The sequence below is a fragment of the Ruegeria sp. BF6 genome, from assembly GCF_056538665.1.
Genome location: NZ_JBQFTN010000011.1, coordinates 94,451 through 116,006, shown reverse-complemented (window position 1 = coordinate 116,006; position 21,556 = coordinate 94,451). Strand labels below are relative to the sequence as shown.

24 protein-coding genes are annotated in these 21,556 nt (G+C 58.7%); 12 read left to right on the top strand and 12 right to left on the bottom strand.

Annotated elements, in window-relative coordinates; translation table 11 throughout:
- The 3 genes from ACR0IM_RS18875 to parC form a co-directional block, all read right to left on the bottom strand.
- Positions 1 to 91, bottom strand: a 91-nt coding sequence (locus tag ACR0IM_RS18875; RefSeq protein ID WP_036223564.1) for a GTP-binding protein, incomplete at its 3' end; no start/stop codon positions are given.
- Positions 92 to 204: 113 nt separating this feature from the next.
- A complete protein-coding gene (locus ACR0IM_RS18870) occupies positions 205 to 798 on the bottom strand; it encodes a hypothetical protein (protein ID WP_480594591.1) in 594 nt (197 codons plus the stop codon).
- A gap of 96 nt (positions 799 to 894) precedes the next feature.
- Positions 895 to 3,243 carry a DNA topoisomerase IV subunit A gene (gene parC, locus ACR0IM_RS18865; protein WP_480594590.1) on the bottom strand — a complete coding sequence of 783 codons (2,349 nt, stop codon included), beginning with the start codon at positions 3,241 to 3,243 and terminating at the stop codon, positions 895 to 897.
- A gap of 200 nt (positions 3,244 to 3,443) precedes the next feature.
- Here parC and ACR0IM_RS18860 point away from each other — a divergent pair, with 200 nt between their 5' ends.
- The 6 genes from ACR0IM_RS18860 to ACR0IM_RS18835 all read left to right on the top strand — a co-directional run bounded on the left by ACR0IM_RS18860 (position 3,444) and on the right by ACR0IM_RS18835 (position 7,656).
- On the top strand, positions 3,444 to 4,052 hold the full coding sequence (locus ACR0IM_RS18860) for an SH3 domain-containing protein (RefSeq protein ID WP_480594589.1): 609 nt from the start codon (positions 3,444 to 3,446) through the stop codon (positions 4,050 to 4,052).
- A gap of 69 nt (positions 4,053 to 4,121) precedes the next feature.
- Entirely contained in the window at positions 4,122 to 4,949 is an 828-nt protein-coding gene (locus ACR0IM_RS18855; RefSeq protein ID WP_480594588.1) for an SDR family NAD(P)-dependent oxidoreductase, read from the top strand.
- Positions 4,950 to 5,029: 80 nt separating this feature from the next.
- Entirely contained in the window at positions 5,030 to 5,233 is a 204-nt protein-coding gene (locus ACR0IM_RS18850; RefSeq protein WP_170333664.1) for a twin transmembrane helix small protein, read from the top strand.
- Positions 5,234 to 5,806 (top strand): cob(I)yrinic acid a,c-diamide adenosyltransferase, encoded by a 573-nt coding sequence (locus ACR0IM_RS18845; RefSeq protein ID WP_480594587.1) that lies wholly within the window; start codon positions 5,234 to 5,236, stop codon positions 5,804 to 5,806. It abuts the gene before it with no gap.
- Positions 5,807 to 5,968: 162 nt separating this feature from the next.
- The gene (locus ACR0IM_RS18840; protein WP_480594586.1) at positions 5,969 to 6,727 is read left to right on the top strand and encodes an electron transfer flavoprotein subunit beta/FixA family protein; all 759 of its coding nucleotides are present in this window, start codon (positions 5,969 to 5,971) and stop codon (positions 6,725 to 6,727) included.
- Positions 6,727 to 7,656 carry an electron transfer flavoprotein subunit alpha/FixB family protein gene (locus ACR0IM_RS18835; RefSeq protein ID WP_480594585.1) on the top strand — a complete coding sequence of 310 codons (930 nt, stop codon included), beginning with the start codon at positions 6,727 to 6,729 and terminating at the stop codon, positions 7,654 to 7,656. Before ACR0IM_RS18840 ends, ACR0IM_RS18835 begins: the two co-directional genes overlap by 1 nt.
- 59 nt (positions 7,657 to 7,715) lie before the next feature.
- Here ACR0IM_RS18835 and ACR0IM_RS18830 read toward each other — a convergent pair whose 3' ends face one another.
- Positions 7,716 to 8,525, bottom strand: a complete 810-nt coding sequence (locus ACR0IM_RS18830; protein WP_480682832.1) for a DUF6473 family protein — start codon at positions 8,523 to 8,525, stop codon at positions 7,716 to 7,718.
- 164 nt (positions 8,526 to 8,689) lie between these two features.
- On the opposite strand from ACR0IM_RS18830, the gene ACR0IM_RS18825 reads away from it, so the two are divergent.
- Positions 8,690 to 9,565, top strand: a complete 876-nt coding sequence (locus ACR0IM_RS18825) for a 3-hydroxybutyryl-CoA dehydrogenase (protein WP_480682831.1) — start codon at positions 8,690 to 8,692, stop codon at positions 9,563 to 9,565.
- Positions 9,566 to 9,640: 75 nt separating this feature from the next.
- On the opposite strand, the gene ACR0IM_RS18820 is transcribed toward ACR0IM_RS18825, so the two are convergent.
- From ACR0IM_RS18820 to ACR0IM_RS18790, 7 genes are read right to left on the bottom strand one after another with little or no spacing between them, the layout of a single operon-like run.
- The gene (locus ACR0IM_RS18820) at positions 9,641 to 10,540 is read right to left on the bottom strand and encodes a lysophospholipid acyltransferase family protein (protein WP_480594583.1); all 900 of its coding nucleotides are present in this window, start codon (positions 10,538 to 10,540) and stop codon (positions 9,641 to 9,643) included.
- 39 nt (positions 10,541 to 10,579) lie between these two features.
- Entirely contained in the window at positions 10,580 to 10,849 is a 270-nt protein-coding gene (locus ACR0IM_RS18815) for an HPr family phosphocarrier protein (RefSeq protein WP_170328297.1), read from the bottom strand.
- A 2-nt stretch (positions 10,850 to 10,851) separates the two neighbouring features.
- A complete protein-coding gene (locus ACR0IM_RS18810) occupies positions 10,852 to 11,259 on the bottom strand; it encodes a PTS sugar transporter subunit IIA (protein ID WP_480594582.1) in 408 nt (135 codons plus the stop codon).
- The gene (gene rapZ / locus ACR0IM_RS18805) at positions 11,256 to 12,137 is read right to left on the bottom strand and encodes an RNase adapter RapZ (protein ID WP_480682830.1); all 882 of its coding nucleotides are present in this window, start codon (positions 12,135 to 12,137) and stop codon (positions 11,256 to 11,258) included. Before rapZ ends, ACR0IM_RS18810 begins: the two co-directional genes overlap by 4 nt.
- Positions 12,134 to 12,604, bottom strand: coding sequence for an HPr kinase/phosphorylase (locus tag ACR0IM_RS18800; RefSeq protein ID WP_480682829.1), 471 nt, complete (start codon positions 12,602 to 12,604; stop codon positions 12,134 to 12,136). Before ACR0IM_RS18800 ends, rapZ begins: the two co-directional genes overlap by 4 nt.
- Before the next feature lie 4 nt (positions 12,605 to 12,608).
- Entirely contained in the window at positions 12,609 to 14,327 is a 1,719-nt protein-coding gene (locus ACR0IM_RS18795) for an ATP-binding protein (RefSeq protein WP_480594579.1), read from the bottom strand.
- A gap of 32 nt (positions 14,328 to 14,359) precedes the next feature.
- Entirely contained in the window at positions 14,360 to 15,064 is a 705-nt protein-coding gene (locus tag ACR0IM_RS18790) for a response regulator transcription factor (protein WP_480594578.1), read from the bottom strand.
- Positions 15,065 to 15,411: 347 nt separating this feature from the next.
- On the opposite strand from ACR0IM_RS18790, the gene ACR0IM_RS18785 reads away from it, so the two are divergent.
- The 3 genes from ACR0IM_RS18785 (at position 15,412) to ACR0IM_RS18775 (ending at position 18,242) form a co-directional block, all read left to right on the top strand.
- Positions 15,412 to 17,010: a phosphoenolpyruvate carboxykinase gene (locus ACR0IM_RS18785; RefSeq protein ID WP_480594577.1), complete on the top strand. Its 1,599-nt coding sequence runs from the start codon at positions 15,412 to 15,414 to the stop codon at positions 17,008 to 17,010.
- Positions 17,011 to 17,372: 362 nt separating this feature from the next.
- The gene (locus tag ACR0IM_RS18780; protein WP_170328304.1) at positions 17,373 to 17,663 is read left to right on the top strand and encodes a hypothetical protein; all 291 of its coding nucleotides are present in this window, start codon (positions 17,373 to 17,375) and stop codon (positions 17,661 to 17,663) included.
- Between the two features lie 27 nt (positions 17,664 to 17,690).
- On the top strand, positions 17,691 to 18,242 hold the full coding sequence (locus tag ACR0IM_RS18775; protein ID WP_480642901.1) for a hypothetical protein: 552 nt from the start codon (positions 17,691 to 17,693) through the stop codon (positions 18,240 to 18,242).
- Here ACR0IM_RS18775 and ACR0IM_RS18770 read toward each other — a convergent pair.
- On the bottom strand, positions 18,239 to 19,003 hold the full coding sequence (locus ACR0IM_RS18770) for a sulfite exporter TauE/SafE family protein (protein ID WP_480642900.1): 765 nt from the start codon (positions 19,001 to 19,003) through the stop codon (positions 18,239 to 18,241). The two genes, ACR0IM_RS18775 and ACR0IM_RS18770, sit on opposite strands and share 4 nt — an antisense overlap.
- Positions 19,004 to 19,148: 145 nt before the next feature.
- Here ACR0IM_RS18770 and ACR0IM_RS18765 point away from each other — a divergent pair, with 145 nt between their 5' ends.
- Positions 19,149 to 20,840, top strand: coding sequence for an acyl-CoA dehydrogenase family protein (locus ACR0IM_RS18765; protein WP_480682828.1), 1,692 nt, complete (start codon positions 19,149 to 19,151; stop codon positions 20,838 to 20,840).
- Positions 20,841 to 20,999: 159 nt separating this feature from the next.
- The gene (locus tag ACR0IM_RS18760; protein ID WP_480682827.1) at positions 21,000 to 21,554 is read left to right on the top strand and encodes a hypothetical protein; all 555 of its coding nucleotides are present in this window, start codon (positions 21,000 to 21,002) and stop codon (positions 21,552 to 21,554) included.
- The last annotated feature ends 2 nt before the right edge of the window (positions 21,555 to 21,556 follow it).

Genomic DNA, 21,556 nt, shown 5'->3' with positions numbered 1-21,556 from the left:
CTGCGGTCAGCGTGGTCTTGCCGTGGTCAACGTGGCCAATCGTGCCGATGTTGACGTGCGGCTTATTACGCTCAAACTTTTCCTTTGCCATTCCTCAGGCGCCCTTTTGCGATTTGGGGGACCCTTGGTCCCGTGGTTACATCTGCGCGCGCGAGATATTTGGTTCAAAGGGGAAAATCAAGCACATCCTGCGTGAAAAGCAGGTTAAGACGCCGGATTTTGCGTCACCACGTCGGATTCGAGCGGTTGGATCAGGTCCGGACGCCGGTCGAACCAGCCGTTCTCTTCATGTTCCTCGGCCAACCACTCTTCAACCCGGTCAGCGACTTTAAGAGCCAGACCGCTCATTTGTTCCTCTTTGGTGCGCTCGTGACCCGATCCCTTTAGGGCGCTGCCGCCCGTTGTGTCTTCCAGCACCTGGAACTGCTTCCCCTTGGCCAGGAATTCTTTCTTGTTCACGTCATAGACGTTGACCAGAACAATCGCTGTGCTTTTGGGGTTATAAATCACCGGGATGCCCGGTGGCGCCAGCATATACCCTTCGAGGCTGATTCCGACGTCGTATTCCTGAGCGCCCGCGTAACGGCCCAATCGAATATCGACGGCTTTCTGAATGGCCTCGGTCCATTCATCCGGTGTGGCATCGCGCGACACCGGACCCTGAACCGCCTTATCAGCAAACGCATAGTTCACGCGCAGCTTGAACTCGCCCAGCGACTCAGGTTCTTCGTAAACCTGCGTTTGTGTACAAGCGCCCATCAGGGCCAGTCCGGTGATCAAGGTCAGAATGCGCAACATGTCTCGTCTCGATAGGCTTGTTTTCTTTGATCTAGCGCACCGATGCGGCCTGTGCCAAGCCATATCGGCGGAATTCTACCTGACGCCCGCGCGCGTTCACGAAAACTTATAGTCGCGCGGGAAGCCGTAGGGCGGTTTTTTCCCAACGCTGGCACGCTTGGCCAGCCACTGGGTCATATCGGCCTCGTGGCGCGTTTTGTCACCACCCATGGACCATTTCAGGCCCTCTTCCCAATTGAAGGTGGTGATGTCGGACAACCCGCCATCCAGTTCCAGTGTCCCCTGCCGTCCGCGTGCCATATTGTATTTCTGCAAACGCACGCCCTTGCCGCGAGTCATCTCGGGTAGTTCTTCGGTCGGGAACACAAGGAACTTGCCGTTCTGGGATACTACGGCCACGTGGTTGCCCGCGACCGGCTTACAGATCATCGCGGTCTCGTCGCCCTTGACGTTCAGCACCTGCTTGCCGTTGCGGGTCTGCGCCAGCACGTCATCCTCGGGCACCATGAAGCCGTTACCCGCGTCCGAGGCCACCAGCAGCTTGCGCCCCGGCTTGTGGATCAGGATGTCGATGATCTGTGCCTCGTTCGGCAGGTCGACCATCAGGCGCAGCGGTTCGCCCATGCCCCGCCCACCGGGCAAGTTCGCCGCGCTGATCGTGTAGAACCGTCCGTTCGAGGCAAACACCAGCAACCGGTCCGTCGTTTCCGCGTGGAAGATGAAACGCGGCCCATCCCCGTCCTTGAACTTGAGTTCACGCTTCAGGTCGATATGGCCGGTCATTCCGCGAATCCAGCCCATTTGAGAGCAGACGACCGTGATCGGTTCGCGGTCGATCATCGCCTCAAGCGGCACTTCTTCGACCTGCCCAGCCTCGGCAAACTGCGTGCGGCGCGCGCCGCCTTCGTAATCTTTGCCAAAGGTCTTCTTGGTCTCTTTCAGTTGCTCGGCGATCTTGGCCCATTGCAGGGCGGGATCGGCCAACAGGTCTTCGAGGTTGGCACGCTCTTCCATCAGCGCATCACGTTCGCGGACCAGTTCCATCTCTTCCAGACGACGCAGGCTGCGCAGACGCATGTTGAGGATGGCGTCGACCTGAACCTCGGACAGCTCGCCCTCGCCCGGCTTGGGTGAGATATAATCGGACTCATCGGTCGCGCGGACATGGGTCATGCCCCAATCCTCGCGCATCAGCGCGGCTTTGGGGTCGTCGTCATAGCGGATGATGTCGATTACGCGGTCGAGGTTCAGGAAGGCGACGATAAAGCCCTCCAACACCTCCAACCGGTGGTCGATCTTGCCCAGACGGTGACGCGAACGGCGGATCAGCACCTCTTGCCGGTGATCAAGGAAAGCGCGCAGCACCTCTTTCATCGAGCAGACCTTGGGCGTCACGCCGTCGATCAGCACGTTCATGTTCAGGCTGAACCGCACCTCAAGGTCCGAGTTGCGATAGAGCATGCCCATCAGCACCTCGGGGTCCACGTTCTTGGAGCGCGGCTCGAGGATCAGGCGGATATCATCGGCGGATTCGTCGCGGACATCGGCGAGGATCGGGACTTTCTTGGTCTGGATAAGTTCAGCGATCTTTTCGATCAGCTTGGATTTTTGAACCTGATAGGGAATCTCGGTGACCACGATCTGCCATTGACCACGGCCAAGATCTTCGACCTCGAATTTACAACGCAGGCGGAAAGACCCACGTCCGGTGCGATAGGCCTGCGCGATGTTCTCGGGCGGTTCAACGATCACGCCACCGGTCGGAAAGTCCGGACCTGGCACGTAGTTCAGCAGAGTGTCGTCGCGCGCGTCGGGCGTCTTGATCAGGTGCAGACAGGCGTCGCACAGCTCAGAAATATTGTGTGGCGGGATATTCGTCGCCATGCCCACCGCAATACCGCTGGCCCCATTGGCAAGCAGGTTGGGGAACTGCGCAGGCAGAACCACAGGTTCGGTCAGGGTGCCATCGTAGTTATCACGGAAATCAACAGCATCTTCGTTCAGACCTTCAAGCAGCGCCTCGGCCACAATGGTCATCCGCGCCTCGGTGTATCGCGAAGCCGCCGGGTTGTCGCCGTCGATATTGCCAAAGTTCCCCTGTCCGTCGACCAGCGGATAGCGGACATTGAAATCCTGCGCCAGACGCGCCATCGCATCGTAGATCGCGGCGTCGCCATGTGGGTGATAATTGCCCATCACGTCGCCAGAAATCTTCGCAGACTTCCTGAAACCTCCGGTTGCACTGAGTCGCAGCTCGCGCATCGCGTAGAGGATTCGCCTGTGCACAGGCTTCAAACCATCCCGTGCATCCGGCAGTGCCCGGTGCATGATGGTGCTGAGCGCATAGGTCAGATAGCGTTCACCGATCGCGCGGCGCAGCGGTTCAGCTATCTCTCCCCCATTGCCGGGGGCCTTCATGTTGGGGTCATCGATCGTATCGTTCATATATGATGTGATACGCCGCAAGAGCGTCTTGGTAAAGCAAGCAGCACATATTTTGCTGGGGACAAGTGGCGCTTTTTGCAACAAGGGGAGCCAACCCCCGGATTTCCCCCGTTTTTCGACTCAGGGTAGAATCTATGATACCCTGAACGAATTGGACTGCTGACTATTTGTTGTTTCTTACGATTGCCGGGGGATGCGCCATGACGCGCCTGATTGTTATGACTTTCGCCGCACTTGGATGGTGCTTTTATGTAATGAGTGGTGGACCGGAGTTCGAACCGCGCGGCGTGCGTGCCGAACAACCCGTTCGCATCGCCTCAGTGCCGAGCCCATCTGTAGCTCCTGCCAGGGCCGAAGAGCTTGTGACCAATGTCACGGCCCGCATTCCAACCGTGCGTATTCAGTCGGAACCGGCGGTGGAGGAAGTGGTCGAGTTCGTGGCGGATGACGCCACCCTCGAATCTTTCTCGCCCCTGTCGGTGTTCGAGGATCAGAGCGCCAACATCACGCTGGCCTCGCTTGAGGACGGCGTGGTCGGTCTGACACAGATCACCGACGAGGCGCAAGTAGACGTGGCGGCAACACCTGCCCTTCCCGAACCGGAGAAGGACATGCGCGAAATCTCGGGCACCCGGGTGAACATGCGCGACGGGCCGGGTACGATCTATCCGATCATTGGCAAGGCCACCATCGGCCAGCAGGTCGAGGTGCTGAGCGAATCCGGCACCGGCTGGCTGCGTCTGCGCGTGTTGCCGCAGCAACAGGTCGGATGGGTTTCTGCCTCGCTGGTGCGAAAAACCTCGAACTGACGTCGTGCTGACATTGTCCTGACCCGAACCTCGCAATAGCTTAAGCACAGGTTCAAAGTCAGGAAGATCATGCAAAAGACCATTCTTATCACCGGTTGCTCCTCGGGCATTGGCCTGGACGCGGCCCATGGGATGCGTGCGCGCGGGTGGCGGGTGTTTGCGTCCTGCCGCCAGCAGCGCGATTGCGACCGTCTGAGGGCGCAGGGATTCGAAAGCCCACAGATTGATTACACCGACGCAAACAGCATCACCTCGGGACTGGCTGAGGTTCTGGAGGCCACCGGCGGCACGCTGGACGCACTGTTCAACAACGGCGCGCATGGCTTGCCCGGTGCGGTCGAGGACCTGCCGACAGATGGTCTGCGCGCCATTTTCGAATCCAACTTCTTTGGCTGGCACGAGCTGACCCGGCAGGTGATTCCATTCATGCGGGCGCAGGGGCATGGGCGAATCGTTCAGAACTCTTCGGTGCTGGGTCTGGTGGCTTTTCCGTGGCGCGGGGCCTATGTGGCGACGAAATACGCGATCGAAGGTCTGACGGACACGCTGCGCCTGGAACTGGCCGACACCGACATCAAGATCATTTTGATCGAACCCGGCCCGATCACCTCGAAAATCCGCGAAAACTCGATCCCGTTTTTCGAACGGTTCATCAACTGGCAGAACTCGGCCCTGCGGGACCGGTACGAGGCATCCCTGTTGAAAAGACTGTACGAATCTTCGGGGCCAGACCGGTTCGAGCTGCCGGCCTCGGCGGTCACTGACAAACTGGCTCATGCAGTCGGATCGAAACGCCCCCGGGCGCGGTACTATGTGACAACGCCCACCTATATCGCCGGATATCTGCGTCGCATCCTGCCCACCCGCACCATCGACCGCATCCTCTCGGACGTATGAGGCAAAATTAACCGTTCGCTTTTCGGCCCTGTGGGTCTAGATGATAGACCAACGAAACAAGAAACGCGGACGGTGCACCCATGGACCTTTTGATGGTCATTTTGCTGTTGGCCATGGCGGCAGTGGTCGTCGTGCTGGCGATTGGCATCTCAAACTTCGGTAAAAGCGGCAAAAGCGCAGCTATGAAAAGTAACAGGATGATGCAACTGCGCATCCTGTTTCAGTTCATTGCCGTGGTGCTGATCGTGCTCTACGTCTGGCTGCGTGGACAAGGAGCACAGTAAATGGTCGTTCTGAACAAGATTTACACCCGCACCGGCGATGACGGGAAGACGGCGCTTGGCAATGGTGAACGGGTTGCCAAATACTCGGGCCGCGTAGCCGCCTATGGCACCGTGGACGAGTTGAACGCCTTTGTCGGCGTGGCCCGCACCGAGGCCGAAGGCGAGGTCAACGCCGCCCTGTCGCGTATTCAGAACGACCTGTTCGATCTGGGTGCCGATTTCTGTCGCCCCGACATGGAAAAGGACGCCGAGGCCGACTATCCACCTTTGCGTGTTATTGCCTCTCAGATCGACCGGCTTGAGGCTGAAATCGACGTCATGAACGAATCACTGGAACCGCTGCGCAGCTTCATCCTGCCCGGTGGATCGCGGCTGGCGGCGCAGCTGCATGTGTGCCGGACCGTGTCACGCCGGGCCGAACGGCTGGCGGTGGAACTGACCAACATGGAGCCGGTGAACGAGGTCGCGGTGAAATACCTCAACCGCCTGAGCGACTGGTTCTTCGTGGCCGCGCGCTGCGCCAATGAAAACGGCAAGCAGGACGTGCTGTGGGTTCCGGGCGCAAACCGCTAAGTTTCGGGCCGCAACGTCAAAAAACACGAAACGCGACGTCCCAAGCCCATGACGTGACGATTTTGCTCTGTTGCGCGGCGAATTCAGACGTTATTCAAACGTCCGAGAGCATTGGTGGAGTCGCAACGCGGCTTACCGTTATTTGTGAGGAGCAAGCGCAAAATGAAGGTACTCGTGCCTGTCAAACGCGTGATTGACTATAATGTGAAGGTCCGCGTGAAAGCGGACGGGAGCGGTGTCGATCTCGCCAATGTCAAAATGTCGATGAACCCGTTCGACGAGATCGCGGTGGAAGAAGCGATCCGCCTGAAAGAAGCGGGCAAAGCTGACGAAGTTGTTGCCGTTTCGATCGGCGTCAAGCAGGCGCAGGAAACACTGCGCACCGCGCTGGCCATGGGCGCTGACCGCGCAATCCTGGTTGTTGCGGCTGATGACGTACATCAGGACATTGAGCCTCTGGCCGTTGCCAAGATCCTGGCCAAAGTGGTCGAGGAAGAGCAGCCGGGCATCGTTCTGGCGGGCAAGCAGGCGATCGACAATGACATGAACGCCACCGGCCAGATGCTGTCGGCCCTGCTGGGTTGGTCGCAAGGCACTTTCGCGTCCGAGCTGGACATCGAAGGCGACAGCGCCAAGATCACCCGCGAGGTGGACGGCGGTCTGCAGACCATCAGCGTCAAAATGCCGACAATCGTCACCGTTGACCTGCGCCTGAACGAGCCGCGCTATGCGTCGCTGCCCAACATCATGAAGGCGAAGAAAAAGCCGCTGGATGAGAAAACCGCCGCCGATTACGGCGTCGACGTCACGCCGCGTCTGGAGATCGTCAAAACCGAAGAGCCACCGGCACGCGCCGCAGGCATCATCGTGGGCTCGGTCGACGAACTGGTCGGGAAACTCAAAGAAGCGGGGGCTGTGTAATGGCTGTTCTTCTTCTCGCCGAAGTAAACAATGGTGAGCTGTCGCTGGACGCCACCGCCAAGGCCGTCAATGCCGCAAAGGCACTGGGCGACGTGACCGTTTTGGCCGCAGGTGGTTCTGCCGCCGCTGCCGGTGAGGCCGCCGCCAAGATCGACGGTGTGTCAAAGGTTCTGGTTGCCGAAGACGCTTCGCTGGGCCACCGCCTGGCGGAATCGACCGCGGCGTTGATCGTCTCGCTGGCCGATGGCTACGAACACATCGTCGCCCCCGCCACCACCGACGCCAAGAACGTGATGCCGCGCGTGGCCGCGCTGCTGGACGTGATGGTGATCTCGGATGCGTCCGGCGTGGTCGACGGCTCGACCTTCGAGCGTCCGATTTATGCGGGCAACGCGATCCAGACGGTGAAATCGAACGACGCCAAGAAGGTTGTCACCCTGCGGACCGCCAGCTTTGACGCGGCGGGCGAAGGCGGTTCGGCCCCGGTTGAGACTATCTCGGTTCCGGGCTCCGAAGGCCTGTCGTCCTGGGTCGAGGACAAGGTCGCCGAAAGCGATCGTCCGGAGCTGACCTCGGCTGGCGTTGTTGTTTCGGGCGGCCGTGGTGTCGGCTCGGAAGAGGACTTCAAACTGATCGAAACCCTGGCCGACAAGCTGGGCGCTGCGGTTGGCGCGTCGCGTGCCGCTGTTGACTCGGGCTATGCCCCGAACGACTGGCAGGTGGGTCAGACCGGCAAGGTGGTTGCCCCAGACCTCTATGTCGCCGTCGGCATCTCGGGCGCGATCCAGCACCTGGCGGGTATGAAGGACTCGAAGGTCATCGTTGCGATCAACAAGGACGAAGAAGCACCTATCTTCCAGGTCGCCGACTTCGGCTTGGTCGCAGACCTGTTCCAGGCTGTGCCGGAACTCACCGAGAAGCTCGGCTGAGCAAAGGACTGGAGTTTTCACGAAAAGTCTTGGAAGGCCCGCCTATTGGCGGGCCTTTTTCAGTTCAGGTTCCGAATCGGGCCAACTAGTGCATCAGCGATTGCCTTATGCGCCGCCGGGCCGATCATATGCTCAGCCATCGGCTGTTGCAGCGTGCCGAACAGCATATCCTCAAGCTCATCGGATTGACCGGACACATGGGCCGCAACCTCGACGCAGTCGGCGGTGTGCGATCGGACGGCCTCCAACATCTCAGCCGTAACCGTGACCGGCACCCTCTGACTGTCGTTGTCCTGCAGGACGCGAAGGCCCAGAAGAATGACCGGAATCTCAAGCCTACCCAGCAGGTCGCTGGTTTTTCGAACCCAGTTGCGGCGCAACTCCTCGGCTACAACCTCGAAACGGGCATCTTGACAGCCCTGCAGCAGGCGCATCAGGTGGCACACGAAATGGACATCGGCAAAATCCACCTCAGGGTACAGACCGATCAGATCCCGCGTTGGCGCCAGCACCCGGTCATTGCGCCGGGGGTGGACGCTGTAGAAGTGATTCGACTGGCTCAGAACGCCCGGAGCTTGCAAAATACACAGCTCTGCCCCGTTCAGCAGCGAGAACAGCCCCGCATCACCGCAGAGCGCGTCCAGCCCGCAGAACAGACTGCCCAGATTCAAACACCTACGGTCCAGCCGATCTTCGAGAATCGCCGCAAAGGGTCGCTCGACAAACCGTCCATAGGTCTCATCCCCGCCAGCGCAAACCATGTAGGCCGTGTCCAACGACCGCTCTGGCCCGCGGAACCAAAGACGCGATTCACCGTATTGGCATACGTCATTACCGGCCCCGGCCGGACCTGTTTGATGATAGCTCATAACACTCACCCATTTTTCACCCGATTGCCATCTTGCAGCCCTATATCTTTAGAAAGTGCTAATGTGCGCATTTGAAGCAAATTGAATGGGTTCGATCCCCTTGCCGCCTCTACCGATCTGCCGATACTGTCCTTCTCAATCCCGAGACACAGAGGCATCAAAAAATGGATGTAAAATCAGTCGGAGTGATCGGCGCGGGCCAGATGGGAAATGGTATCGCCCATGTCCTGGCGCTGGCGGACTATGATGTCCTGCTCACCGATGTGAACCAGGACGCGCTGAACGCCGCCGTGGCGACGATCGAAGGCAATATGGCGCGCCAGGCCTCGCGCGGGAAAATCACGGATGACGCGATGCAGGCCGCGATGGGGCGGATCAAGACGACGCTGCAACTGCCGGAACTGGGCCAAACGGATCTGGTGATCGAAGCCGCCACCGAGCGTGAGACAATCAAACAGGCGATTTTTGAAGACTTGCAGCCGCATCTACAGCCGCACACGATTCTGACCTCAAACACCTCGTCCATCTCGATCACGCGTTTGGCCAGCCGTACGGACCGGCCGGAAAAGTTCATGGGTTTCCATTTCATGAACCCCGTGCCGGTGATGCAACTGGTCGAACTGATCCGCGGCATCGCCACGGATGAAGAGACCTTTGGCACCTGCAAGGCCGTGGTGGACCGTTTGGGCAAGACTGCCGCCAGCGCCGAGGATTTCCCCGCCTTTATCGTGAATCGCATCCTGATGCCGATGATCAACGAAGCGGTCTACACCCTGTATGAAGGTGTCGGAAATGTGCAGTCGATCGACCAGTCGATGAAGCTGGGCGCGAACCATCCAATGGGGCCATTGGAGTTGGCTGATTTCATTGGCCTGGACACTTGTCTGGCTATCATGAATGTGTTGCACGACGGGTTGGCCGACACCAAGTACCGCCCTTGCCCGCTACTGACCAAATATGTCGAAGCCGGGTGGCTGGGCCGCAAGACCGAACGTGGGTTCTATGATTACCGGGGCGAGTTTCCGGTTCCGACAAGGTAAGGCCAGGGGCCAGTCCGCCCGGTTACCATCCGGGCGCACCCCCCGGGGCATTTTTTTGCCCGATAAAAAAGCGGCTCAGCGTTTGAACGACTCGCCCAGCGACAGGGTATGCTTTCTGAGCCATGCCATGAAACCGCGCGGATCGCGTTCCAATAGCTGCATATCCTCGTCCGAGATCGGTTCACCGATGACAGGGGATTGCGGTTTGTTGCAGGAACGCACGATTTCATGCAGCAAAAGCCCCTGCCGCAGGATCGCAGACAGCTTGTTCGCGATCTGATAGGCGCGCGAGTTACTGCCGGGGAAATAGATCGGTACCACGCGGGCTCCAGACCGGCGGATCATCTTGGCGGTGAACACGTTCCACTCCCGCTCTTGCGCCGGGCCGAACCAGTCATCCGATGACATCACCACCCCCGATGGGAACAAGGCCACAACGCCACCCTCTTTCAGGTGGTCCATCGCCTTGCCGCGCATTTCCAGCATCTTGGTTTGCGCCTCGGGGTCATGCGGGAAGGGCACCGGGATCATGAAAGAGGTGGCGGCTTCGTCCAGGCCCGTCAGGACCGAACGGGTCAGAATACGATAGTCGCTGCGAACCCGACCGATCAGTTCAGCCAGAATCATGCCGTCGACCATACCGTGGGGATGGTTTGCCACTACGACCACAGGACCTTCTTTCGGGATACGCGCAAACTGCTCCTGCGGCGTGGTCAGGTTGATGCCCATGACCTCGAGCGCACCGCCCCAGAACCGCTGGCCGCGATAGTATTCGTTCTTTTTCTCAAACTTGTTGACCATGCGCAGGATGGTCAGCTTGCCCGTACACCATTCGATGGCGCGAATGGCTGTTGACGTCCAGGCATCATCGAACGAGTTCGCGTAGGTCAGGGTTCTACGGTCGTAGATTTCGCCCTGATCCGCTGTCCCATCCACAATCGGGCCTGTCTTGGTCTCGTGCGTCGTTTCCGCCAATTCCTGGTCTTCCCGTTCTTCGTAGCCCGGCCGATGGGATCAGAACCCTTCCCCGAACTTGTCGTTCACCAGGGTTTCCAAAGCATCAGCCAACGCCTCAGCATCCGGTCCGGACGTCTCGACGTCAATAGTCGTTCCGCGCGAGGCTGCCAACATCAAAAGGCCCATAATACTGTCGCCCGATGCAGAAAAGCCGTCCTTGGACACTTCGGCCTGTGCGTCAAAGCCCTCGACCACCTCAACCAGCTTGGCCGAGGCGCGGGCGTGCAGACCTTTTTCATTAATGATTTTCAAGCTTCGATTGGTCATTCTTAATCAATCCGGTCTTCTTCCAACGTCACATTTTGCGCATTGATGTATTTGCGTCCAGCCTCCATCGCCTGCCGCACGGCATCCGCGATGGGTAGGTGGCGGGTTTTGGCCAATTTAATCAACATAGGCAGATTTGCACCGTAAAGAATTCGGCGATCCTGCGGCGCACAGGCTCGCAGACTCAAATTCGACGGGCTGCCTCCGAACAGATCTGTCACGACAACAACGCCATCTCCGGCATCAACGCTGTCGGCGGCCGCACAAATTTCGGCCTGTTTGGCTTCGCGATCATGATCGGGTTCGATCGATATGGCAACGAGGCCGGGTTGTTTTCCGACCACATGCTGCATGGCGGCCAGGTATTCCTGCGCCAGCCCACCATGTGCTACGAGTACAATCCCGATCAATCCGGCCTCACATTCAACGAGCGACGTTCCATTTCGCGGTGCCTAATTGCCACTTGCTGCCCCTCCTCTGCAAGTGCCTTTGCAACTGCTTCGGCCATGGCCACCGATCTGTGTTGCCCTCCGGTACATCCAAAGGCCACGGACAGGTGCGCTTTGCCTTCGGCCCGGAAGGTCGGCAACAAGAGTTTAAGTAGGTCAACCACCCGGTCAAAAAACGGTGCGTAGTTTGTATCCGACTGAACATAGCGCGCCACATCCGGGTTTCGACCATCTTCTGCTCGCAACTCAGGTCGCCAGTAGGGATTGGCCAGAAACCGACAGTCGAACACCATGTCCAAACCCCGCGGCAGGCCGCGCTTGTACGAGAAAGACTCGATAGCCACCGCCAGATGCCGCCCGCCCTGTGGGGCGAACCAGCGCTCGACCTCTTCGCGCAGTTGATGGACGTTCAACGGGCTGGTGTCGATCAGGATATCGGCGATTTCGCGGATCGGGGCCAGCAGTTCTTTTTCCTGCCGCACACCGGTTGCCGGGCTGGCATCTGACGCAACCGGGTGGCGGCGGCGGGTTTCCGAGAATCGCCGCAGCAGCACGTCGTCGCTGCAATCCAGGTACAGCGTCGTCAGATCAACCTGCTCCATTCGCCGCAACTTGACGGCCAGTTCGATAAAACCCGTGGTCGAGAAATCACGGTTGCGGGCGTCGATGCCCAGCGCCATCGGACGGTCGCTTTGCGGGCCTTCCAGCAGGCGCATCAAAAGACCCATCGGCAAGTTGTCGATGGCCTCAAAACCCAGATCTTCAAGAACACGTATTGCTGTCGAGCGGCCCGCGCCCGAGGGGCCGGTCACCAGGACGATGCGCCGTTGCGTTGTCATGTGCTGGGCCATTCCGGGTCCACGCGCCCCATCTTCAATAATTGCATAAGTGCCGCGGCCAAATTGGGCACGCCTGCCGCCCGAAGCAAGGGAACAGTTTGCCTCAGCACCACGATTTTTACCGGTTCCGGCAGACGTGCCGGTTCGCTCTGATCAAGGTCCACTACATAGCTGACCGGCACCGCCCCTGCAGCCTGTGCGCGAAGCAAGCCAATGCCGCGCGCCTCAATCATCCCTCGCAGATTCGGGGCGGCATCAGCCATGACCCCCTCACCAACCATACGCAGGTCTATCCGGTCGTCGCCAACCAACGACGCCCCAAATCCCAGCATTTGCAGTGCCAAGGTTGATTTCCCCACCCCCGATCGCCCCAAGATCAGTGCGCCCCGCCCTTCGACGGCAACACATGTGGCGTGGAGTATGGCGGTGTCCTGATGCTGGATACCCTCGAGGATCTGACTGCGCATACGCTTACACAGGCAGACCCACGACGAAACGCGCGCCTTGCGGATCCGACGTGATGTCCGCTTCGGTCGGGCGGATGTTCTCGGCCCAGATCACGCCGCCATGCGCCTCGACAATCTGCTTCGAGATTGCCAGCCCAAGACCCGAGTTGTTGCCGAAGTGCTCGGCCGGGCGCTGCGAATAGAACCGCTTGAAAATTTTGGTCAACGCCTGTTCCGGAATGCCAGGACCAGTATCCTCGACTACGATCAGAACGCGATTTTCACGCCGCCGCACCCACACCCGGATTGCGTCGCTTTCTTCGCAGAAGGAAATTGCGTTGGTGATCAGGTTGACAAAAACCTGCGCAAGGCGCGCTTCAAGCCCGTTGATTGTGATCGGCTTGGACGGCAGGTCGGTGATATAGTCGATACCTTTGGCGCGGGCGTCCTCACCCAGAAACTGGCTGATATTGCCCAACAGTTTGAGCAGATCGAAAGGCTGTTCCTCTTCCTTGACAAGTTCGGCATCCAGACGGGACGCGTTCGAGATATCACTGACCAGACGGTCCAGCCGCCGCACGTCATGTTCGATTACGCCCAGCAGCTTGTCGCGCTGATCGTCGCGCTTGACCATGCGCAGAGTACCCACCGCCGATTGCAGACTAGCCAGCGGATTCTTGATCTCGTGTGCCACATCGGCCGCGAACTGTTCGTTTGCATCAATACGATTGTAAAGCGCCGTCACCATCCCGCGCAGCGCACGGCTGAGGCGTCCGATTTCGTCCGGACGTGCGCTGAGGTCGGGGATTCGAATACGGCCCGGATTGACCCCGGCGCCCCGGTCCTTGCCCATTTCAGCAGCGGCTGCAAGATCGGCCAGAGGGTTGGCGATGGTCGAGGCCAGTACAAGGCTAAGCCCGATAGACACCAGCAGCGCTACAATAAACATCTGAAGAATGCGCTCCTGTTCTCGCCGGGCCAGCGCGTCAATCTCACCGGCGGGGCCAGCCATGGCCACTGCTCCAACCGGCTCTGCCTCCAGCAGGATTGGTGCCGCGCCAACGATGACGGTTTTACCCATGTCGTCCTGCACGGCCTGCACCTGCATCTGACCCTGCAGCGCTTGTGGAATGATTTCCTGCACCCTTTGCGCAAGGGTCGGTGCATCAGTGTCGACCCCGCCCGCAAAAACCCGGGACAAACCGGTCCAGACTGCGTTCAGCGCGTCGCTGATCAGTGTGCTGCCGGTCTGAACCTCGGATTCAGCCCTGAGAAGAACCGGCATTTGCGATAAGGTCGATGCCCCCCGGGTCCAGCCAATCAGAGTGCCACCACTATCATAGACAAAGACCTCACCTCCGTCAGGAAGGCTGAGGCCCGCAAGCGTGTCTTTCACGTTCAGCGCCGCCGTTTCCGAAGAACCCGCGGCCTGATTCTGACGCAGCTGGGCCTCGAACACGTTGCTGACCAGTTGCGCATCCCCAATCAGGTTGCGCGCGGTCTGCTGAACCTGTTCCTCACGGGAATCGTCAAGATACAGCAACCCGGTGACAAGGATCACCAGCGCGATCAGGTTCAAAGTGATAATCTTCCGTGCCAGCGGAGAGCCGCGCAACGAAAACAGGTTGCGCCGACGACGCGAGGCGCGCAGCTCGGCCGACTCCGGATCCTGCGGGATGACCCAATCATCCCCCAGAACGACATCACCGTCCCGTACTTCGATGGCTTGTTCCGTATCGCGCACCAGATCCGGTTACCCTTTTTCAGCGGCTACGCTTATTCTTCGTTATACCTGTATCCGATGCCATACAGCGTTTCGATGGCCGAAAACTCGGGATCTGCTGCCCGCATCTTTTTACGCAGCCGTTTGATATGGCTGTCAATGGTCCGGTCATCCACATAAACCTGATCGTCATAGGCAACGTCCATCAACTGATCGCGACTTTTCACGAAACCCGGGCGCTGCGCCAGCGCCTGAAGCAGCAGGAACTCGGTCACAGTCAGAGAGACTTCCGCACCCTTCCAGCTGACCGCATGGCGCAACGGGTCCATTCGCAGATCGCCCCGCTCCATCACCTTGGTGTCGCCAGTATTGGAATTGGTGACATCGCCCGAATTCGCCTCTTGTCGACGCAGCAGCGCGCGAATGCGTTCGACCAGCAAACGCTGCGAGAACGGCTTTTTCACATAGTCATCTGCGCCCATGCGCAGACCCAACACCTCGTCGATCTCATCATCTTTCGAGGTCAGAAAAATAACTGGCATCTGGGTTTTCTGCCGCAGCCGTTGCAGCAGGTCCATGCCGTCCATCCTTGGCATCTTTATATCCAGCACGGCCATATCGGGCAGTTTTTTATTGAATGCATCCAGGGCCGCTTGCCCATCATTATAGGTTTCGACCTCGAATCCTTCGGCTTCAAGTGTCATGGACACAGACGTCAGGATATTTCTGTCGTCGTCCACTAGTGCAATCTTTGACATCGGGATTACCCCTATTCCTGCTCACTCACGCAATATTTCGCTTATTAGTAGGGCATCTTTGTCGATTTTGTGGCCGCGAATCAATCCGTATCTGCGAATCGCTCGTTTCTTGTCACACAGTTGCGGCAAAAAAGCCGTTTATCCGCGCAGAAAAGCGCCTTGTCTTTAGACATAAGAATCGTGATGGCGCTAAACCTTTGCTTGGTTGCGCTAACTACGCCAAACCTACCTGTTCATGCCCCAAATGACCGTGATAAGAGGCGCCCAGCCGCCGGACTTTCCCGGCACACTGCCCCAAGAGCGCACGTGGCCCAACCGCCGCAGCGCCGCCACAGGAGAAGACACACATGACATCTGGACGGGTTAACCCGCAATTCCGCCTCGAAGATCAGGGCATCGAGGGTCTGGGAAATGTCTATTACAACTTCATGGAACCGGCGCTGATCGAAGAGGCGCTGAAGCGCGGCGAAGGCACACTTGGCAATGGCGGTGCCTTTCTGGTCACCACCGGCAAGTTCACCGGCCGCTCTCCCAAGGACAAACACGTCGTCAAAACCGACAGCGTTGCCGACACTATCTGGTGGGAAAACAACGCCGCGATGAGCCCCGGGGGCTTCGACGCGTTGTACGAAGATATGCTGGCACACATGAAAGGCCGCGACTATTTTGTGCAAGACCTCGTCGGCGGCGCCGATCCGGCTTATTCTATCAACGTGCGTATGGTCACCGAACTGGCCTGGCACAACCTGTTCATCCGCCACCTGCTGCGCCGTCCGGATCGTGAAGATCTGAACGAGTTTACCGCAGACTTCACCATCATCAACTGCCCCAGCTTCAAAGCCGACCCGGCCAAGCACAACTGCCGCAGTGAGACTGTGATTGCGCTGAACTTCGACCGCAAAATGATCCTGATCGGCGGCACCGAGTATGCTGGCGAAAACAAGAAGTCGGTCTTTACCCTGCTGAACTACATGCTGCCGGAAAAAGGCGTGATGCCGATGCACTGCTCGGCCAACCACGCCGTTGGCAACCCGGTCGACACCGCGGTGTTCTTTGGTCTTTCGGGCACCGGTAAGACCACCTTGTCGGCCGATCCCTCGCGCATCCTGATCGGCGACGACGAACATGGCTGGTCGGATCGCGGTACCTTCAACTTCGAAGGCGGCTGCTACGCCAAGACGATCAACCTGAACGCCGAGGCTGAGCCGGAAATCTACGCGACCACCAGCAAGTTCGGCACAGTGATCGAGAACATGGTTTTCGATCCCGAAACCAAGGAATTGGATTTCGACGATGACTCCCTGACCGCGAACATGCGCTGCGCCTATCCGCTGGAGTACATCTCAAACGCCTCAAGCAGCGCTCTTGGAGGTCACCCCAAGAACATCATCATGCTGACCTGTGATGCATTTGGTGTTCTGCCTCCGATCGCACGGCTGACACCGGCACAGGCGATGTACCACTTCCTGTCGGGCTTCACTTCGAAGGTCGCCGGAACCGAGCGTGGCATCACCGAGCCACAGCCCACCTTTTCGACCTGTTTCGGCGCGCCGTTCATGCCGCGTCGGCCCGAGGCGTATGGCAACCTGTTACGCGACAAAATCGCCCAGCACGGCGCGACATGCTGGCTGGTGAACACCGGATGGACCGGTGGCGCCTATGGCGTTGGCTCGCGGATGCCGATTAAGGCAACCCGCGCCCTGCTGACCGCAGCGCTGGACGGGTCGCTGCGCGACGCCGAATTCCGCAAGGACGCCAATTTCGGCTTTGACGTGCCTGTATCGGTGCCCGGCGTGGCCGAGGTTCTGCTGGACCCGCGCCGCACCTGGGACGATCAGGCCGCGTTCGACAAACAGGCGGAGAAGCTGGTGCAGATGTTCGCCGAGAACTTCGAACAGTATCTGCCCTTCATCGACGAAGATATCAAAGCCGTCGCAATCGGCTAACAAGAAAAGGGGGGCGGTTTCGCCCCCTTTACTTTTGATACCCTGTCACGAAGAAATCTCCCCCAGGTTGCATTATGCACAACACGGTTGCAAATGCGTTGCCCGAGAACGTTTCATGGGGTAATTGATGACGTCATTATGACGAAAAAGCCCGGCGCAATTCTGCACCGGACCTAACTTGAAAAAACCTTGGGGTGGCTCGAGCAGACGATCACATCAGCAATTTGAGCAACCTAATCAAATACGTACTGTATTACAAAGGGGAAAAGTGTCAAGGTGAGACGCGCTGAAATCACTCAACTCAGCTTGTCAAACGGTGTCGCGGAACTGCGGCTAATGGCGCTTAAAACGATGGGTAGAATATGACTGAAATCTCGAAACTGACCGAATTGCGCAAGCTGATGCAAAGCATGGAGCGGACACTGGGGCTGGAGCAACTGTCTCCGGTTGAGCGCGATATTTACTACGCCGCCGAAGAGCTTTCCAAATCCGACGAAGAGGTGCGTACCTTCGGACTGATCGAGCACACTCTTGTTCAAAGCGTCTCGCGCCCGACGTTCTTTCGTGCGTTGAAATCCTTGGTGCAGAAAGGTTACCTGTCGCAAAGCGGCAGCGCCAACCGGGGCCGGTATATCGTTCATGCCCCCAAGTGATGCCTTGAACCTGCGCACAGGTAGCTGATGATCGACGTGCGCAGGTGGGCGATGGACACATTCTGTGCCTCGCTGGCATATATCGTGGCTTCGTACCTTACATTCCAGGTTCTGATGCCGCTTCAGAATGTGTTCTTTCCGGAATACCCAAGTCGGGCCAGTTTGCTTTTCCTTCCACACGGGGTGCGGGTTCTGTCGGCGTGGCTATTGGGATGGCGGGCGATCTTTGCCCTTCTGCCCGGCGTCTTTCTGGTCTTTGCCTTTCTCGGCGGCAGTGACGTGTTTCTACCAAGCCGGTTGATGGCAATCGTCATTGCCGTCACAACGGTGCCAGCGGTGTTTTATCTGTTCAAATGGGTCGGGTGGGATCTGTTTCCCCGACCAGACCGCAATCCCTGCTGGTCCTGCGTCATGGGGGTCGGGATCGTAACGTCCTTCCTTGTCTCAGGCTTGACCAACCTGGCCTTTGGCAGCGCGCGCGTGGAATACGTCGCCTTTCTGATAGGCGATATCTCGGGCCTGTTTTTCCTGATGCTGGGTCTATACTTCACCTTTCGGTTTGCCGACCGCCACAACTAGCCGATCAGTCCGCGCCGCAGAAGGTTCATGCCTGCAACCAGCAGAACCAGCAGCGTCACCTTGCGAAACACCGCCTGATCGATGCGTGACTGCAACCCCAACCCGATCCACATCCCAGTTAACGCCGGGAGGATCAGCACTGCCGAAAACGGCACCGTCTCGGCCCGCAGGATGCCTGAGCCCAGATGCGCCAGCATCAGCGCCACCGCCCCTAAACCGTATATCACGCCCTGCACGCGCATCTGCATTGCTTTGGGTGTGTTCAGCGCAGTCAGATAGGCAACAGTCGGCGGCCCCCAGATGCCCGACATCCCGCCGACAAACCCTGCAACCGCGCCGATCCCAACCTCAATCCGTGCAGACGGCTTACCCAGGGACAGTTTTACCCCCAGCACCTGAATCAACGCGAAGAACGTGACCGGAATGCCGATCATAAGCAAAAAGGTTCGGGCGGGCACGGCGCTGACCAACTGTGCGCCGAGCAGCAGGAACACAAGCCCGACCATCAGAAATATCCGGAATTGTTTGATTGCCGAGACAGCGGCAGGCACGCCCTCGCGCAGGGCCTGAACGCTGTTGGTCACCAGCGTCGGCAGGATCAGTCCGGCAATCGCCAGATCGGGCGGCAGGAACATGCTAAGTCCGGACACCAGAACCATCGGCATCGCAAAACCGACTATGCCCTTGACCCACCCCGCCACAAAGGCGACGACCAGAGCCAGCATCAGATCTTGCGGAGTGAGTAACGAAAACAGGGTCATACGCCCGTGATATCACTCTTGGCGTGTGCTGCACTGCAAAATCGTCAAAGCAATTTTCGAACTTTTTAGCCGCACTTCACGTATTTTTGTTGCGCTGCACGTGCAGCATGATATGACCGGACGACACCAGAGAAGGACCTGATTCATGGCCCATGACGGACAGGATATGACCCAGATACCAACATCCGCGATTTTGCCCGAGCTTCTGACGCTGACCCGTGCCGCCCTACCCGCGGTCGAAACCGTGTTCGAGCGCGCCCGCGAAACGGTTCGTGAGATGGTCACACAAGATGGCCGTGTTTCTGGCGCGCTGATCGAGGCAAACCAGACCGCCGCGCATGGCCTGGCCTGGCTGGAGACATACAACCAGTCTCTGCAACAGATGCAACGTTGGGCCGATGCGCTGCAGGCGGACGGCAAGTTGGGTGAGATGGAGCAACTGCTGCACCAGATCGCCTTTGGTGAATACCTGCATCAGGTCGCAGGCGGCATCCCGATGAACCAGGGCGAGGTTGTGCGCCTGCAGGATATGGGCCTTGGCTGGGACGCGCTGTCCGGCTTCCAATGCACCGAAGTGCAGACGCTGATGACACAGGCGAACTCCCAGGCCGCCCGTACGCGTCTGGTCGCGCTGATGGAAGATCAGGCCGGCGCGACCATGTTCGGAGCCTCGGGTCTGGATGAAGAACTGGAAATGATCCGCGACCAGTTCCGCCGTTACGCGCAGGAAAAGGTCGAGCCCAACGCGCATGACTGGCACCTCAAGGACGAACTGATCCCGATCGAAATCATCGAGGAACTGGCCGAGATGGGTGTATTCGGCCTGACCATCCCTGAGGAATTCGGCGGCTTTGGCCTGTCCAAAGCCTCGATGTGTGTGGTCTCAGAAGAGCTGTCACGCGGTTATATCGGCGTCGGCTCGCTGGGCACCCGGTCCGAGATTGCGGCTGAGCTGATCATCGCGGGCGGTACTGACGAGCAGAAAGCCAACTGGCTGCCGAAACTGGCCAGCGCGGAAATTCTGCCGACCGCCGTGTTCACCGAACCCAACACCGGTTCAGACCTTGGCAGCCTGCGCACACGCGCGGTCAAGAACGCGGACGGGGATTATGAGATTACTGGCAACAAGACATGGATTACCCATGCGGCACGCACCCATGTGATGACCCTGCTCGCGCGCACCAACCCCGACAGCACCGACCACCGCGGCCTGTCCATGTTCCTCGCTGAAAAAACACCGGGCACGGATGAGAACCCCTTCCCCACCCCGGGCATGACCGGCGGTGAGATCGAGGTTCTGGGCTATCGCGGCATGAAGGAATACGAGCTTGGCTTTGACGGTTTCAAGGTCAAGGGCGAGAACCTGTTGGGTGGTGAAGAAGGCAAAGGCTTCAAACAGCTTATGGAAACCTTCGAGAGCGCCCGCATTCAGACCGCAGCCCGTGCTATCGGCGTGGCGCAAAGCGCACTGGATATCGCCATGCAGTACGCGCAGGATCGTAAGCAGTTTGGCAAATCGCTGATTAACTTCCCTCGCGTGTCCGGCAAGCTGGCTATGATGGCGGTTGAGATCATGATTGCGCGCCAGCTGACCTATTTCTCGGCCTGGGAAAAGGATCATGGCCAGCGTTGCGACCTTGAGGCCGGAATGGCCAAATTGCTTGGCGCACGGGTGGCATGGGCGGCTGCGGATAACGGTCTGCAGATCCATGGCGGCAACGGTTTTGCGCTGGAATACAAGATCAGCCGAGTCCTGTGCGATGCGCGCATTCTGAACATTTTCGAAGGGGCTGCCGAAATTCAGGCACAGGTCATCGCGCGGCGTTTGCTGGGCTGACCTTTCTCGGCATTCCTGTTTCCCCGACTGGCCCGGCCTTTGTGCCGGGTCTTTTTCAGTTAGGCGCCGGTTGTGATCCGCCGACCCGTGAACTTCCCCTTTGATCTCTGACGGCAACCCGGTTACAGCACCTTGCGCTTCAAAAGAACGGCATCCGGAATGACCAGACGACTTTTCGCACTTTGGGCGGTCCTTGCAGCCCTCGCTCTGGGCGGCTGCGCCAAGACACAGCCGACCGCCACACAAAACGATATCGACGATCTTGCACAGGCCATTCGATCCCTCGACCCGAAAGTCGACCCGACCGAGGCGCAACAGGCCGCCACAATCGCCTATACCTACTCGCAACAGTTGAAGCACGAATGGAACGTCACCGACCCGGCCATCATTCACAACGCCAAAGTCATCAACGGCTTTCGCGAAAAGGGTCTGTGCAATGACTGGGCGCAAGCCATGACCACGCGCCTGCGGCAAGCAAATTTCCGTACACTGGACGTGCACTGGGCCACATCTCCGCCGACAGAATTTCGGATCATCCACCACTCGGGTCTGATTAGCGCCAAGGGGGAGTCGATGTATGAAGGGATCATCCTTGATCCTTGGCGTGCAAGTGGCGCGCTGACATGGGCACCGGTGCGAGAGGACACCCGGTACAACTGGCGTCCTCGTCTGGACGTACGGGAGGAGTTGATCAGCGGCGAACTCCCCTACTAGCG

What these genes read in the sequence shown, in the direction of transcription:
- ACR0IM_RS18870 (WP_480594591.1), bottom strand. Translation starts at nt 798, where the DNA reads ATGTTGCGCATTCTGACCTTGATCACCGGACTGGCCCTGATGGGCGCT.
- parC (WP_480594590.1), bottom strand. Translation starts at nt 3,243, where the DNA reads ATGAACGATACGATCGATGACCCCAACATGAAGGCCCCCGGCAATGGG.
- ACR0IM_RS18860 (WP_480594589.1), top strand. Translation starts at nt 3,444, where the DNA reads ATGACGCGCCTGATTGTTATGACTTTCGCCGCACTTGGATGGTGCTTT.
- ACR0IM_RS18855 (WP_480594588.1), top strand. Translation starts at nt 4,122, where the DNA reads ATGCAAAAGACCATTCTTATCACCGGTTGCTCCTCGGGCATTGGCCTG.
- ACR0IM_RS18850 (WP_170333664.1), top strand. Translation starts at nt 5,030, where the DNA reads ATGGACCTTTTGATGGTCATTTTGCTGTTGGCCATGGCGGCAGTGGTC.
- ACR0IM_RS18845 (WP_480594587.1), top strand. Translation starts at nt 5,234, where the DNA reads ATGGTCGTTCTGAACAAGATTTACACCCGCACCGGCGATGACGGGAAG.
- ACR0IM_RS18840 (WP_480594586.1), top strand. Translation starts at nt 5,969, where the DNA reads ATGAAGGTACTCGTGCCTGTCAAACGCGTGATTGACTATAATGTGAAG.
- ACR0IM_RS18835 (WP_480594585.1), top strand. Translation starts at nt 6,727, where the DNA reads ATGGCTGTTCTTCTTCTCGCCGAAGTAAACAATGGTGAGCTGTCGCTG.
- ACR0IM_RS18830 (WP_480682832.1), bottom strand. Translation starts at nt 8,525, where the DNA reads ATGAGCTATCATCAAACAGGTCCGGCCGGGGCCGGTAATGACGTATGC.
- ACR0IM_RS18825 (WP_480682831.1), top strand. Translation starts at nt 8,690, where the DNA reads ATGGATGTAAAATCAGTCGGAGTGATCGGCGCGGGCCAGATGGGAAAT.
- ACR0IM_RS18815 (WP_170328297.1), bottom strand. Translation starts at nt 10,849, where the DNA reads ATGACCAATCGAAGCTTGAAAATCATTAATGAAAAAGGTCTGCACGCC.
- rapZ (WP_480682830.1), bottom strand. Translation starts at nt 12,137, where the DNA reads ATGACAACGCAACGGCGCATCGTCCTGGTGACCGGCCCCTCGGGCGCG.
- ACR0IM_RS18800 (WP_480682829.1), bottom strand. Translation starts at nt 12,604, where the DNA reads ATGCGCAGTCAGATCCTCGAGGGTATCCAGCATCAGGACACCGCCATA.
- ACR0IM_RS18790 (WP_480594578.1), bottom strand. Translation starts at nt 15,064, where the DNA reads ATGTCAAAGATTGCACTAGTGGACGACGACAGAAATATCCTGACGTCT.
- ACR0IM_RS18785 (WP_480594577.1), top strand. Translation starts at nt 15,412, where the DNA reads ATGACATCTGGACGGGTTAACCCGCAATTCCGCCTCGAAGATCAGGGC.
- ACR0IM_RS18780 (WP_170328304.1), top strand. Translation starts at nt 17,373, where the DNA reads ATGACTGAAATCTCGAAACTGACCGAATTGCGCAAGCTGATGCAAAGC.
- ACR0IM_RS18775 (WP_480642901.1), top strand. Translation starts at nt 17,691, where the DNA reads ATGATCGACGTGCGCAGGTGGGCGATGGACACATTCTGTGCCTCGCTG.
- ACR0IM_RS18770 (WP_480642900.1), bottom strand. Translation starts at nt 19,003, where the DNA reads ATGACCCTGTTTTCGTTACTCACTCCGCAAGATCTGATGCTGGCTCTG.
- ACR0IM_RS18765 (WP_480682828.1), top strand. Translation starts at nt 19,149, where the DNA reads ATGGCCCATGACGGACAGGATATGACCCAGATACCAACATCCGCGATT.
- ACR0IM_RS18760 (WP_480682827.1), top strand. Translation starts at nt 21,000, where the DNA reads ATGACCAGACGACTTTTCGCACTTTGGGCGGTCCTTGCAGCCCTCGCT.